The organism is Streptomyces sp. NTD91, assembly GCF_059510455.1.
Genome location: NZ_JCAJZW010000040.1, coordinates 38037 through 52229, shown reverse-complemented (window position 1 = coordinate 52229; position 14193 = coordinate 38037). Strand labels below are relative to the sequence as shown.

Below are 14193 nucleotides of genomic sequence, written 5' to 3'. Positions count from 1 at the left end.
CCGCGCCGTCCCAACCGCGGGTGAAATGCCGCCGACCTTGACCTCAACGTAGCTTGAGGTTCTACGTTCTGTCCCATGAGCATGGAGACCACCGCATGGACGCAGCTGCACGGCGTGATGAACGCGCAGTCCGAGCGCCGTCCGTTCGCCCGCGCCACACTGCGCCGCATCGCCGCCTTCGCCCGCCCGCACCGCGCGGGCATCGTCCGGTTCGTCCTGCTCGGGGTGGTGACGGCCCTGCTCGCCGTGGCCACCCCCATGCTCGCCGGCCGCGTCGTCGACGCGATCGTGGCGGGGCACGACGCCGCCACGGTGATCAGGCTCTCCCTGCTCATCGCGCTCGTCGCCCTCGCCGAGGCGGGGCTCGGCATCCTCGGGCGGCGACTGTCGTCGACGCTCGGGGAGGGGCTCATCCTCGACCTCAGAACGGCTGTGTTCGATCATGTGCAGCGCATGCCCGTCGCGTTCTTCACACGGACACGTACGGGCGCGCTGGTCAGCCGACTCAACAACGACGTGATCGGCGCCCAGCGGGCGTTCGCCAACACCCTCTCCGGCGTGGTCAGCAACCTGGTCACGCTGCTGCTCACCCTGGCCGTGATGCTCACCCTGTCCTGGCAGATCACCCTGCTGGCGCTGGTGCTGCTGCCGGTGTTCGTGCTGCCCGCCCGCCGCATGGGCAGCCGGATGGCCCGCATGCAGCGCGAGGCGGCGGCGCTCAACGCGGCCATGGGCACCCGGATGACCGAGCGCTTCTCCGCGCCCGGCGCCACCCTGGTCAAGCTGTTCGGCCGCCCCGAGGAGGAGTCCGCGGAGTTCGCGGCCCGCGCCGCCCGCGTCCGGGACATCGGCGTGCGCACGGCCACGGCCCAGTCCGTCTTCATCACCGCCCTCACCCTGGTCTCCGCCCTCGCGCTGGCCCTCGTCTACGGCCTCGGCGGCTGGTTCGCGCTGCACGGCACCCTGCAGGCCGGCGCGGTCGTCTCCCTCGCCCTGCTGCTGACCCGCCTCTACGCCCCGCTCACCGCGCTCGCCGGCGCCCGGGTCGAGGTGATGAGCGCGCTCGTCAGCTTCGAGCGGGTCTTCGAGGTGCTGGACCTCGAGCCGCTCATCGGGGAGAAGCCGGACGCCCGCGAGGTCCCCGAGGGTCCCGTCGCCGTCGAGTTCGACGACGTCCGCTTCTCCTACCCCTCGGCCGACCAGGTCTCCCTGGCCTCCCTGGAGGAGGTCGCCGCCCTCGACACCCGCGGCGGCAGCGAGGTCCTGCACGGCATCTCCTTCCGCGCCGAACCCGGCCGGACCGTCGCCCTCGTCGGCTCCTCCGGCGCCGGCAAGTCGACCATCGCCCAGCTGCTGCCGCGCCTGTACGACGTCGACGCGGGCGCGGTCCGCGTCGGCGGGGTGGACGTCCGCGACCTGACCGCCGCCTCCCTGCGCGGCACGGTCGGCCTCGTCACCCAGGATGGTCACCTCTTCCACGACACGGTCCGCGCCAACCTGCTGCTGGCGAGGCCGGAGGCGACGGACGACGACCTCTGGGACGCGCTCGGCCGGGCCCGGCTCGCCGATGTCGTACGGACCCTGCCCGACGGTCTGGACACGGTGGTCGGGGAGCGCGGCTACCGGCTCTCCGGCGGGGAACGCCAGCGGATGACCATCGCCCGCCTCCTTCTGGCCCGGCAGCGCGTGGTCGTCCTGGACGAGGCCACCGCGCACCTGGACAACACCTCGGAGGCCGCCGTGCAGGAAGCCCTCACGGAGGCTCTGGAGGGCCGTACGGCCGTGGTGATCGCCCACCGGCTGTCCACGGTCCGGGCAGCGGACCAGATCCTGGTCGTGGAGGCGGGGCGGATCGTGGAACGGGGCACGCACGAGGAGCTGTTGGCGATGCGGGGGCGGTACGCGCAGCTGCACCGGACGCAGTTCGCGGACGCCGGCGGAGCCTCGATGGCGGTGGCCGAGGCGCCGCCGGCGTGAAGAACGCGCTGAAGAACGCCTACGGCCACGGCGACGACCAGGCCCACCGGGACATGGGCATCTCGTCCATGAACGGCATCACCGACAACAACGAGACCGTCACGGTGAACGACTTCCGCACCATCCTCGCCCACGCCCAGGCCCACCATCTCGCCCGGCTCACCTTCTGGTCCGCCAACCGCGACCGGCCCTGCACCGGCGGCCCCGCCGACAGCTGCTCCGGCGTGAACCAGTCCGACTGGGACTGCACCCGCGTCTTCGCCGGCCACCGGCTGAGTGAGGTTCACCGGCATGGTCACCGTCTGCCTCGCCGGCACCGGCACCAGCACCGTCGGCCACGTCATCGACGGCACCGGAGGGCCCCTCGAGCTCCTCGACCGACGTCGCGGACCCGGTCCGCTCCGCCTCCCCCGAGCGCGGGGTGCGGCCCTCCGCACGTGTGAGGCGCCGCCGCCTGGATACGCGGTCAGGACGGACTCAGGGCCCGTCCGGAAGGCCATCCCTGCCATGACCAGTGAAAACCAGCTTCCCGCCGCGTCGGAGATCACCCTTGCTGTCAACGGCAAGCCGTACACCCTGCACGTCGACCACCGGCGGGTCCTGCTGGACCTGCTCCGTGAGGACCTCGGCCTGACCGGGTCGAAGAAGGGCTGCGACCACGGCCAGTGCGGTGCCTGCACCGTGCTGGCCGACGGCCGCCGCGTCAACAGCTGCCTGCTGCTCGCGGTCGCCCTCGACGGCAGTGAGATCACCACCGTCGAAGGCCTCGGCGGCGACGGAGAGGAACCGCACCCGCTACAGCGGGCCTTCCTCGACCGCGACGCCTTCCAGTGCGGCTACTGCACCCCCGGCCAGATCTGCTCCGCCATCGGCATGCTCGCCGAGGCCGCGGCCGGGCACCCCTCCCACGTCACCGATCCCGCGGCCCCCTCCGGCCGGCCCGTGCCACTGGACCGGCCCGAGATCCGCGAGCGGATGAGCGGCAACCTGTGCCGCTGCGGCGCCTACCCGCGCATCGTCGAGGCGGTGGAGGACGTGATCCGGTGAACGGCTTCGGATACCTCAGGCCCCCCAGTGCCGAGGAGGCCGTGGAGGCGTACGCCGCCCACCCCGGCGCCCGCTATCTCGCCGGCGGCACCAACCTGGTCGACCTGATGAAACTCGGCGTCGAGCGGCCCACCGTCCTCATCGACGTGGGCCGGCTGCCGCTCGGCACCATCGAGGAGCTGCCCGACGGCTCGCTGCGCGTCGGAGCCACCGTCCGCAACAGCGACCTGGCCGCCGACCCCCGCGTCCGCGACCGCTACCCGGCGCTCTCCCAGGCCCTGCTCGCCGGAGCCTCAGGACAGCTGCGCAACGCCGCCACCACCGGCGGCAACCTGCTCCAGCGCACCCGCTGCCCCTACTTCCAGGACCTCGACAAGCCCTGCAACAAACGCGAGCCCGGCAGCGGCTGCGGAGCCCGCGAGGGCGTGCACCGCGACCACGCGGTCCTCGGCCACTCCGAGCAGTGCATCGCCACCGCCCCCTCCGACATGGCCGTCGCCCTCGCCGCGCTGGACGCCGAGGTCGAGCTGTACGGCACCGAGGGCGTCCGGCGGCTTCCCGCGGCCGAGTTCCACCGGCTGCCGGGCGAGCACCCCGAGCGGGACACCTGGATCCGTCCCGGCGAACTGATCACCGGCGTGCTGCTCCCGGCTGCCCGCGCCGGCGTGCCCTCGGCCTACCGCAAGGCCCGCGACCGGGCCTCGTACGCCTTCGCCCTCGCCTCCGTGGCCGTCGTCCTGCGGGTCGCGGACGGTGTCGTCGACCAGGTCGCAGTCGCCTTCGGCGGGCTCGCCCACCGGCCCTGGCGGGCCCGGCACACCGAGCTGGCCCTGCTGGGCGCCCCCGCGAGCCCCGAGGCCTTCGAGGGAGCCGTCGCCCTGGAACTCGCGCACGCCGAACCGCTGCGCGACAACGCCTACAAGGTGCCCCTCGCCCGCAACCTCGCCCTGGACGTCCTGAACCGTCTCACCCCCGCCCCTCGGCGGCCTGAGCCGACGCAGGAGGAACCATGACCGCCAACCTCCCGGACGAGCACCCCACCCCACGGCGTCAGGCCCCCGCGGCCTCCCCGGCCGCCACCGACGGTCGCCACGCCGGTGGGGTCCTCGGCACCCCCGTCGAGCGGCGCGAAGGGTGGCAGAAGGTGGGGGGCGTCGCCCGTTACGCCGGGGAGTACGAGCTGCCCGGCCGGGTGCACGCGTGGCCCGTGCCCGCCGCGGTCGCGCGCGGGCGGGTCACCGGCGTCGACACCTCGGCCGCCCTCGCCCTGCCCGGCGTCCTCGCCGTGCTCACCCCCGCCGACGCGCCCCGGCTCGCCGAGCCCGAGGACGCCACGCTCGCCGTCCTGCAGAGCCCGGACGTGCCGCACCGGGGCTGGTGCGTGGCCCTCGCCGTCGCCGAGACAGCGGAGGCGGCCCGTGCGGCCGCCCGAGCCGTCCACGTCAGCTACGCGGTCACGCCGCACGACGCCGATCTGCGCCCCGACCACCCGGACGCCTACGAACCCGAGATGACCAACGCCGGGTTCCCGGGCCGTGTCGAGTTCGGCGACCCGGAGGCCGCCCTGGCCGCCGCCGAGACCTGCGTCGACGTCACCTACCGGGTCCCGCCGCTGCACAATCACCCGATGGAGCCGCACACCAGCACGGCCCACTGGGACGGGGACCGGCTCCTCGTCCACACCTCCAGCCAGGGCGGTTCGACCGTGCGGGAGGTACTCGCCCGCATGTTCGGTGTGCCCGAGGACCGTGTCACCGTCGTCACCGAGCACGTCGGCGGCGGCTTCGGCTCCAAGGGCACCCCGCGCCCGGACGTCGTCCTCGCCGCCCTCGCCGCCCGGCGCACCGGCCGGCCCGTCACCCTCGCCTACCCCCGCCGGTACCTGCCCACCACCGTCGGCCACCGCGCGCCGACGGTGCAGCGGCTGCGTCTCGGCGCGAGCGCGGACGGCCGGCTCACCGCCCTGCTGCACGAGGCGATCACCCACAGCTCCCGGGTGCGGGAGTTCATCGAGCAGGCCGCGGTGCCCTCCCGTGTCATGTACGCCACCCCGGCCCTGCTCAGCGCGCACCGGGCGGTCCCCCTGGACATCCCCGGCCCGTCCTGGATGCGCGCCCCCGGCGAGGCGCCCGGCATGTACGCCCTGGAGTCCGCCCTGGACGAACTCGCCGACGCGCTCGGCACCGACCCGGTGGAGCTGCGGGTGCGCAACGAGCCCGAACGGGAGCCGGAGAGCGGCAAGCCGTTCAGCAGCCGGCACCTGGTGGAGTGCCTGCGCGACGGCGCCCGCCGCTTCGGCTGGGCCGACCGCGACCCGCGGCCGCGCACCCGCGCCGAGGGCCCACTGCTCATCGGCACCGGCGTGGCCGCCGCCACCTACCCGGCCTCGTCCGTCCCGGCCACCGCGACCGCCCGCGCCCTGCCCGACGGCTCCTTCACCGTGCGGATCAACGCGACCGACATCGGCACCGGGGCCCGTACCGTCCTCGCGCAGATCGCCGCCGACGCCCTCGGCGCGCCACTCGACCGGGTCCGCACCGAGATAGGGCACAGCGACCTGCCGTCGGCCTGGCTGGCCGGCGGTTCCACCGGCACCGCCTCCTGGGGCTGGGCCGTGCACGAGGCGTGCGCCGCACTGGCGTGCCGGCTCGCCGAGCACCCCGGACCGCCACCCGCCGACGGCATCGAGACCCGCGCGGACACCGCCGGCGAGGCCGACGCCGACAGCCCCTACGCCCGGCACGCCTTCGGCGCCCACTTCGCCGAGGTGGCCGTCGACACCGTCACCGGCGAGACCCGGGTGCGCCGGCTGCTCGGCGTCTTCGCCGCCGGCCGGATCCTCAACGCCCGTACCGCACGCTCCCAGTTCACCGGCGGCATGATCATGGGCCTCGGCATGGCCCTCACCGAGAGCAGCACGCTGGACCGGGCGTTCGGCGACTTCCCCGAGGCCGACCTCGCCTCGTACCACGTGCCCGCACACGCGGACGTCCCCGCCGTCGAAGCCCACTGGATCGACGAGGACGACCCGCACCTCAACCCCATGGGCAGCAAGGGCATCGGCGAGATCGGCATCGTCGGCACCGCCGCCGCCATCGGCAACGCCGTCCACCACGCCACCGGCATCCGCTTCCGCGAACTGCCCCTCACTCCCGACCGGATCCTCACCGGCCTGCTGAACGAGGGGCGGCCGTGACGGGACCGACCTGGGAGTACGAGGGCTACCGGCCGGAGGAGGAACGCCTGCGCGAGTCACTGTGCACGGTGGGCAACGGGTACTTCGCCACCCGCGGGGCGCTGCCCGAGTGCACCGCGGACGACATCCACTACCCGGGCACCTACGTGGCCGGCTGCTACGACCGGCTCACCTCCGAGATCGCCGGACGCCGGGTCGAGAACGAGGACATGGTCAACCTCCCCAACTGGCTGCCGTTGCGCTTCCGCCCGGCGGGAGGCGCCTGGCTCACCCCGGACACCGCCCCCGTCACCGAGCACCGACTCACCCTCCGGCTCGACCCCGGCCTGCTGGAGCGCCGTACCAGCTACCGCCTCGACGACGACGGCGGCACGCTCCATGTGCGCCAGCTACGGCTCGTCCACCTGGTCGACCCCCATCTCGCCGCCCTGCGCACCGAGTTCAGCGTCGACGGCCGTGCGGTCGACCTGGAGGTCGAGGCCGCCCTCGACGGACGCGTCACCAACTCCGGCGTGGTCCGTTACCGGGACCTGGACGGCCGGCACCTCACCCAGGTACGGACCGGCCTCGCCGCACACGGCGCGATGTGGCTGCGCTGCCACACCCGCACCTCCCGCATCGAGTGCGCCCTGGCCGCCCGGCTGACAGCCGACGCGCCCGTGGCGACGGGGCACGAGGCGCTGCGAGCCGTCCAGCACGTGACGCTGCGTCCGGCCCCCGGCGACGCCGCCACCCTCGACAAGACCGTCGCCCTGCACACCTCGCACGATCCCGCCATCGGCGACCCGCTGGACGCCGCCGTCGACCGCGTCGGCGCCGCCCCGGGCTTCGACGAACTGCTGGAGTCGCACGCCACGGCCTGGGAGCAGCTGTGGCGGCGCACCGCGCTGGAGATCCCCGGCGAGGCGGGCGCCATCCTGCGGCTGCACCTGTTCCATGTGCTGCAGACCCTTTCGCCGCACACGGCCGACCTCGACGTCGGGGTCCCCGCGCGGGGACTGCACGGCGAGGCCTACCGTGGCCATGTCTTCTGGGACGAGCTCTTCGTCCTGCCCTACCTGAACCTGCACCTCCCCGAGGTGGCCCGCGCCCTGCTCCACTACCGGCACCGGCGACTGGACACCGCCTGCCGCGCGGCCCGCGCGATCGGCCGGCGTGGCGCGCTGTACCCGTGGCAGAGCGGCAGCGACGGCCGCGAGGAGACCCAGGAGGTCCACCTCAACCCCCGCTCCGGCCGCTGGCTGCCGGACCACTCCCGGCTCCAGCACCACGTCGGCTCGGCGGTGGCGTACAACATCTGGCAGTACTGCGAGGCCACCGGCGACACCGACTTCCTGCACGGCGAGGGCGCCGAGATGCTGCTGCAGATCGCCCGTTTCTGGGCGGACTCGGCCGCCTACGACGAGCACCTCGGCCGCCACCGCATCCGGGGCGTGATGGGTCCCGACGAGTACCACGACGCCTACCCCGACGCGGACCGGCCGGGCCTGGACGACAACGCGTACACCAACGTCACCGCCGCCTGGGTGCTCGCCCGGGCCCTGGACCTGCTGAGCATCCTGCCCGAGCCGCGCCGCCGGGAACTCGGCCAGGCAAGCGGCCTCGAGGAGGACGAGCCCGCCCGCTGGGAGGAGATCTCCCGCACCCTCCACGTGCCTTTCCACGACGGGGTGATCAGCCAGTTCGAGGGCTACGGCGACCTCGCCGAACTGGACTGGGACGACTACCGCAAGCGGTACGAGGAGATCCGGCGCCTGGACCGGATCCTGGAGGCGGAGGGCGACACCGTCAACCGGTACAAGGCGTCCAAGCAGGCCGACGTCCTGATGCTCGGCTACCTCTTCTCCCCACCCGAACTCCGTTCCCTCTTCCGCAGGCTGGGCTACCGCCTCGACGAGCGGCTGTGGACCGCGACCGTCGACCACTACCTGCACCGCACCAGCCACGGCTCCACGCTCAGCGGCCTGGTGCACGGCTGGATCCTGACCCGCGCCCGCCGCGCCGACGCCTGGGCCTTCGTCCAGGAGGCGCTGCGCGGCGACATCGCCGACCTGCAGGGCGGCACCACCGGTGAGGGCATCCACCTCGGCGCCATGGCCGGCACACTCGACCTCGTCCAGCGCGGACTGACCGGCCTGGAGACCCGCGACGGCGCCCTCTGCCTCGACCCGGTCCCGCTGCCCGAACTCTCCTCCTACGGTTTCCGCATCCGCTACCACGGCCACTGGGGCGTCCATCTCCGCCTGCGCAGCGGCCTGCTGGAGATCTCGGTCCCGGACTCCGACCGCGCCCCCATCGACGTCTGCCTGCGCGACCGGGTGGTCCCGGTGGGCCCCGGCGAATCCGCCCGCCTGCTGGTACCGGGCGGAGCCGCTCAGCCCTCGGCCATCGGGTAACGGTGCACGGGCGGCAGCCCCGGCAGCAGACCCGGCCACATCGTGTCCAGGACGTGCGCGCTGGGCGTGAACAACGGCCGCCCGGGGAACGGAAGATCACCGACCTCGTGCCACTCCCAGCGACGGCAGCCGGGGTTCGGTGACGGCCGGTTCGCCGGTGAAGGCGGTCACTCGGACGGCGGCCGCCACCCCCGGCAGGCCGTCCACGCAATCCATCAGGATCGCCCGACCCGAGTCCCGGCCGGGTCGGCCCGCAAGGACGTCTCCTCCTCCAGTTCCCGTACGGCCGCGGCGGCGAAGTCCTCGTCGGCGTCGTTCTTGCCGCCCGGCAGCTCCCAGACACCCCCCACCGAGAGGCCCAGCAGCACCCTGCCCTCCGCCTCCGTGACGACGACTCCGGCGCCGGTGAGGGCGTGCGGGGAGGGGTGCCCCTTGCCGGTGTACCCGGGGGCGGCGGGAGCGGGGTCGCGCAATACGAGCACGGCCAGGCCGTCGGCGTCGTACCGGTCGGCTTTCGCCCAGCCGGCCCGGAGCAGGCCGATCTCCTCCTCGTCCAGGGCGATGCCGCGCCGGCCCTCCGGCACGGCACCGGCCACCGGCGTGATCACGCAGAGCGCCCCACCGGGACGCAGCCGTTCGCGCAGCCGGTTCGGCACCCGGGTGGGGGTGCTCAGGCGTCAGGTTTTGCCGGTGACGACGAAGGTTCCGGCCATGCCCTTCTGGGCGTGGCCCGGGACCGGGCACAGGTACTGGTAGCTGCCGGGTGAGCCGGCGGTGAAGGTGAGGGTGCCGGTGTGCATCCCCGCAGCGGTGGACTCGCCGAGGAACCACAAGGCCGCGCCGGGGAAGGCAGGCGACGCGGTCATCATCGGCATCCGGGCCGAGGCGGCTTCGGCGGAGGTGACGACGAGCCCGTGGGCCATGTCGGAGTCGGCGTTGACCAGCTGGATGGTGACGTGTGCCCCGGCGGGCACGCTGATGGTCGGGTCAGTCATGCCGGCCACGCGGAAGTTCTCCGACGGCATGGACGGGCTCGCGAGCACCGTGAGGCGGACATCGTGGCCGGTGAAGGTGAGCCGCCGGGCGGCGCGATCGGCCGTGGCCGCGGCGGGCACCCGGTCGCCGAGCCTGGCCGCCTCGGCGGGGTCCATGCGGGGGCCGGGGGCGTTCGCCCACAGGGATCCCATGGCGCTGCCGGGATCGGTATGGTTGCCCATCATCGACTGGGCCAGGGTGCCGCCGGTCATCCACCCGGGGGCGGCGGACGGCCCGCCCATCATCCAGTGATACCCGTTCGCGCCGGGGGTGGGGCCGCCGCCCATCATCGATCCGGGCCGCATGCCGCCCATCACCGACTGGTAGTACGAGTAGCTCGGCTCGCCCGTCACGTGCGCGATCGGCGTTCCCGTGGAGTTCGCGGAGGTGACGGCGAGACCGGTGCCGACCCCCACAGCGGCCAGCACAGCCGCGCCGATGGCGGCGATACCTCTGCGCTTCATTGCTGCCTCCGCGTCGTACGGCTCCGTTGCCGGCGCGTGATCACACTTGCGTTGCCCGGAGCCGGGTCCGGTTGCCACATCTCGGTCTGTGTCCAGGGTCCACCTCAGGCAAGGGCGTGGGCAGGAGCACTGTGGCCCCGTATGGGGGACGAAAGGCCCTGATCCGTGGGAGTCGGCAGACGGGATCGGACAGGGCTGAGCGTTCCCGGCTCCGGCACCCGCTTCAGCCAACCAGGACGTATGCCAATAGCCCGCCTTGCGGGCGCGGCGCCACAACTGCCGCGTGTCCGCGGCGGGCACGGGTACCCGGCCGTACACCGACAACCCAACAGCAAACGGCCCACTAGGTGAGTGTATGGAACCCCATAGTTGTCCGGCGGGCTGGATCGAGGCGATCGGGTGGTTCAGCCTGTCCGTGGCCTTCGCCGGCGCGCTGGTCATCCTGATCGACGTCTTCGTCCTCGGCTACCGCCAGAAGATGTGGATCATGAATCTCGTGTACCCGATCACCGCCCTGTACTGGGGCCCGGTCACGCTGTGGTTCTACTTCGTCCACGGCCGGCGCAAGTCCAAACCGGTCATCGAGCAGAACGGGATGCAGGACCCCGACGAGCTGCCGCAGTGGAACGTGCTGTCGAAAGCAGTCAGCCACTGCGGTGCCGGATGCACACTCGGTGACATCGGCGCCGAGTGGCTCGTCTACTCGTTCGCCCTGACCATCGGCGGAAAGGCACTGTACGCGGACTTCCCGCTGGACTTCGCCTTCGCCTGGGTGCTCGGCATCGTCTTCCAGTACTTCACCATCGTCCCGATGCGCGACGTCGGCAGGATCAAGGGCATCTGGGCGGCGGTCAAGGCCGACACCCTGTCCATCCTCGCCTTCCAGATGGGCCTGTTCCTCGGCATGTGGATCTACCAGGAGGTCATCTTCGCCCCGGGCCTGCCGAAGACCACCGCCACCTACTGGATGATGATGCAGCTGGCGATGATCCTCGGATTCTTCACCGCCATGCCGGTCAACGCCTGGCTGATCCGGGTCGGCTGGAAGGAGAAGATGTGACCAGGCCCGGCGCCACCCCGGACCCGCGGCCGCAGCGACCAGGGTCCGGAGAGCGCCGGCAACCCGCAGCCGCCGATGTCGTCCCCATCGTCGGCGCCTCGACGGTGGCGGCCTCGCGGCAGCCATCCGGACCACATGTCCGGCCCACGCAGGCTGGTCCATCCCCCAGCCGCCCGAACCGACCCCGTCGGCTGAAACCCGCCCGGGCACAGGCAGTTTCCATCCGGTACCCGACGTCGCGACTCTATGATTGTGGCGCTCATGGCCCAACACTCCGGTGCAGGGCCGGCACTGGCTTTACCCCCTAGGGGTATATTGTCGGCTGATCGTTCCCCAGTGCGGATGGACACCATGGCGGCATCTGACCACCGGCAAGGCAGCGCTTCGCGCGCCGTCCTCGGCTGGACGCGTGCCGTTGTCGTCGCGCTGGTCGCCGCGCTCGCCGTCCTCGTCCATCACGACATGACATCGGCCGTGAGCCACGTGCCGTCCCCCCGGACGGTGCAAGCGATGGGCACGGGCCAGGGCTTGATTGTGCCGGCGTCCGCCCGTCCCCAGGGGCCTGCCTCGGCGTCCCGGGCTGCGATCCCGTCGGCCGTCGACAATGAGGGAGCCTGCTCGGGCATGGCGGGACAGCACTGCTCCACAGCGAGTGTCGACACGAGTAAGCCGGCGCCTCCGGTCAAGACCTCCGTCGACCGCGCCACGACCGCATACCACCCTGCGATCACCGGACGGACCGTCCCGGGAACGGTAGGCCGAGCACCGCCTGATCTCTCAGTCCTCTCCCGATTGCTGGTGTAGAGCGCGACCGCGGCTGCGCACGTCCCGGTACCGCGCTGCCGCCTCCTCACGCGACCACACTGAAGCGATCCTGGAAGAGGACCATTGTGAACAGCATCAACCGCCGATCCGTGCTGCTGGCCGGGCTCGGCATCGCCGGTACGGGCGCGCTCGCAGCCTGCAGCAACAGCTCCGGCAGCACGCCCGCCCTGCTCGGCCCGTCCGGCTCGGCGGTCGCCGCGGCGGACAAGAGGCGCACCAGCACCGGCAGGACACACGAAACAACCCTGATCGCCGCTGGGGCCATGGTGGAGCTGGGCGCCGGCATCATGGCCAAGACGTGGGCCTTCGGCGGGGAGACTCCCGGCAAGGTCCTGCGCGTCTCGGCCGGGGACACGCTGGCGGCGACCCTGTCCAACCAGCTTCCCGACCGGACCACCACATCCATCCACTGGCACGGCATCGCTCTGCGCAACGACATGGACGGCGTCCCGCCCATCACCCAGGCCGCCGTGAAGGCCGGGAAGAACTTCACCTACCGGTTCCTCACGGACACCCCGGGCACGTACTTCTTCCACCCGCACGTCGGGGTGCAGCTCGACCGGGGCCTGTACGCGCCGCTGATCGTGGAGGACCCCGAGGAACCGCTGCCGTACGACGAGGAGTGGGTCGTCGTCCTCGACGACTGGCTCGACGGCGTCACCGGCACCCCGGACGAGGTCTACAGCGAGCTGAAGCAGGGCATGGGCGGCATGCACGGCGGCGACTCCACCAGCGCATCCGGCCCCTCGGACAACAGCAGCCATGACATGGGAACCATGGGCGGCATGGACATGAGTGGTGGGACGGGCGGGATGAGCAGGTCCCCGTCGGCCTCGCCCTCGGGCGGCGGCATGTCGGGCGGATTCATGCTGATGGGCGCCGAGAGCCCGCTGCTCGGCGGGGACGCCGGCGACGTGAAGTACCCGTACCACCTGGTCAACGGGCGCGTTCCGGCGGATCCGCAGGTCTTTGGGAGCAAGCCGGGCAGGCGGGTCCGGCTGCGTCTGATCAACGCGGGAAGCGACACCGCGTACCGCGTCGCCCTCGGCGGCCACAAGCTCACCATCACCCACACGGACGGCTTCCCCGTCGTGCATCAGCAGGTCGACGCCCTGCTGATCGGCATGGGGGAACGCTACGACGTCCTGGTCACCCTGGACGACGGCGCGTTTCCCCTGGTCGCACTCGCGGAGGGCAAGAACGCCACCGGGATGGCCGTGGTCCGGACCAGTTCCGGGGCCGGTCCCGGGGCGAACGTCCGCCCGAAGGAGCTCGACGGCGAGATCCTTACCGCGTCGCAGCTCCGGGCGGCGGACGACGTACGGCTGCAGGCGCAGAAGGCCGACCGGGTCCACCGCATCGAGCTGAGCGGCGACATGATGTCGTACGACTGGGCCATCAACGGCAGGCGGTTCGACATGAACGACCCGGCCGCGCACCCGATCACGGTCGAGGAGGGCCAGCGGGTACGGCTGGACTTCGTCAACACCACCACCATGTGGCACCCGATGCACCTGCACGGGCACACCTTCCAGCTCGGCAGCAGTGGCCCGCGCAAGGACACCACGATCGTGCTGCCGAAGAAGACGGTGTCGGTGTTCTTCGACGCCGACAATCCGGGTCGGTGGATGCTGCACTGCCACAACGCCTACCACGGTGAGGCCGGAATGATGGCGCTTGTGGCTTACCGGGCCTGACGTCTTCATCGGTGCTCGGGGCCGGGAGGAGACGTCTCCTGCCGACCCCGAGCCGACCGGCGTCCAGCGCCGCAGGAGTGGGAGAGCCGACGGGTTTGATCCACTCGCCGGCGCAAGGCAGGCTCGATACCCGGTGGCGGAGGCCCTCGCGGTGCGCGAGGGCCGCGGGGCAGACGCGGGCCGCCGGCGCCGGCGAGCGATCGCCGCATTTTCGGCGCGGCCTCCCGGCTTGTCCGGACCGGCCGGTTGCGATCTCGTGTCGGCGGGCGTTACCTGGCAGTAGACCGCGCTGGAGGGTCGTCTGAGTGTGGGCTCGGCCCGTCGGGACTTCGACCGGTGCCATGCCTGCGGGCCTCGATACGACGCGCTGGACGGCGCGGACAGCGACTCGGCGGGTCGCCACCGAGGGCCGGGCCTGCCGTCGGACCGGAGAGGACCCGGGGACGGGAGGTTGCACGGGTGCCTGGTTCCGCGGCTGGGGGCAGCGAGCGCGCCG

At 72.5% G+C, this 14193-nt stretch carries 9 protein-coding genes and 1 pseudogene; 8 read left to right on the top strand and 2 right to left on the bottom strand.

The features are described 5' to 3' along the window. Positions 1–81: 81 nt before the first annotated feature. The 6 genes and pseudogenes from AC5WRT_RS30645 (at position 82) to AC5WRT_RS30620 (ending at position 8616) form a co-directional block, all read left to right on the top strand. Positions 82–1977: an ABC transporter ATP-binding protein gene (locus AC5WRT_RS30645; protein ID WP_496097345.1), complete on the top strand. Its 1896-nt coding sequence runs from the start codon at positions 82–84 to the stop codon at positions 1975–1977. Then, positions 1959–2246, top strand: a pseudogene (locus AC5WRT_RS30640) (chitinase); the annotation flags it as partial. The gene AC5WRT_RS30645 and the pseudogene AC5WRT_RS30640, both read left to right, overlap by 19 nt. A gap of 238 nt (positions 2247–2484) precedes the next feature. After that, positions 2485–3024 carry a (2Fe-2S)-binding protein gene (locus AC5WRT_RS30635; RefSeq protein WP_496097308.1) on the top strand — a complete coding sequence of 180 codons (540 nt, stop codon included), beginning with the start codon at positions 2485–2487 and terminating at the stop codon, positions 3022–3024. Continuing rightward, positions 3021–4037, top strand: coding sequence for an FAD binding domain-containing protein (locus tag AC5WRT_RS30630; RefSeq protein ID WP_496097309.1), 1017 nt, complete (start codon positions 3021–3023; stop codon positions 4035–4037). The genes AC5WRT_RS30635 and AC5WRT_RS30630 overlap by 4 nt, the downstream gene beginning before the upstream one ends. Further along, positions 4034–6220, top strand: coding sequence for a xanthine dehydrogenase family protein molybdopterin-binding subunit (locus tag AC5WRT_RS30625; protein ID WP_496097310.1), 2187 nt, complete (start codon positions 4034–4036; stop codon positions 6218–6220). The genes AC5WRT_RS30630 and AC5WRT_RS30625 overlap by 4 nt, the downstream gene beginning before the upstream one ends. Continuing rightward, positions 6217–8616 carry a glycoside hydrolase family 65 protein gene (locus tag AC5WRT_RS30620; protein WP_496097311.1) on the top strand — a complete coding sequence of 800 codons (2400 nt, stop codon included), beginning with the start codon at positions 6217–6219 and terminating at the stop codon, positions 8614–8616. Before AC5WRT_RS30625 ends, AC5WRT_RS30620 begins: the two co-directional genes overlap by 4 nt. A 215-nt stretch (positions 8617–8831) precedes the next feature. On the opposite strand, the gene AC5WRT_RS30615 is transcribed toward AC5WRT_RS30620, so the two are convergent. Together AC5WRT_RS30615 and AC5WRT_RS30610 are read right to left on the bottom strand one after the other, a co-directional pair. After that, positions 8832–9272 (bottom strand): NUDIX domain-containing protein, encoded by a 441-nt coding sequence (locus AC5WRT_RS30615; protein ID WP_496100805.1) that lies wholly within the window; start codon positions 9270–9272, stop codon positions 8832–8834. A gap of 21 nt (positions 9273–9293) precedes the next feature. After that, entirely contained in the window at positions 9294–10115 is an 822-nt protein-coding gene (locus tag AC5WRT_RS30610; RefSeq protein WP_496097313.1) for a sulfocyanin-like copper-binding protein, read from the bottom strand. A 355-nt stretch (positions 10116–10470) separates the two neighbouring features. Here AC5WRT_RS30610 and AC5WRT_RS30605 point away from each other — a divergent pair, with 355 nt between their 5' ends. Continuing rightward, positions 10471–11175: a DUF4396 domain-containing protein gene (locus tag AC5WRT_RS30605; protein ID WP_496097314.1), complete on the top strand. Its 705-nt coding sequence runs from the start codon at positions 10471–10473 to the stop codon at positions 11173–11175. Positions 11176–12065: 890 nt separating this feature from the next. Then, positions 12066–13697, top strand: a complete 1632-nt coding sequence (locus tag AC5WRT_RS30600) for a multicopper oxidase family protein (protein ID WP_496097315.1) — start codon at positions 12066–12068, stop codon at positions 13695–13697. The last annotated feature ends 496 nt before the right edge of the window (positions 13698–14193 follow it).

Bases quoted from the DNA above. Each gene is read 5' to 3' on its own strand.
- AC5WRT_RS30645 (WP_496097345.1), top strand. From the start codon at position 82: ATGGAGACCACCGCATGGACGCAGCTGCACGGCGTGATGAACGCGCAG.
- AC5WRT_RS30635 (WP_496097308.1), top strand. From the start codon at position 2,485: ATGACCAGTGAAAACCAGCTTCCCGCCGCGTCGGAGATCACCCTTGCT.
- AC5WRT_RS30625 (WP_496097310.1), top strand. From the start codon at position 4,034: ATGACCGCCAACCTCCCGGACGAGCACCCCACCCCACGGCGTCAGGCC.
- AC5WRT_RS30610 (WP_496097313.1), bottom strand. From the start codon at position 10,115: ATGAAGCGCAGAGGTATCGCCGCCATCGGCGCGGCTGTGCTGGCCGCT.
- AC5WRT_RS30605 (WP_496097314.1), top strand. From the start codon at position 10,471: ATGGAACCCCATAGTTGTCCGGCGGGCTGGATCGAGGCGATCGGGTGG.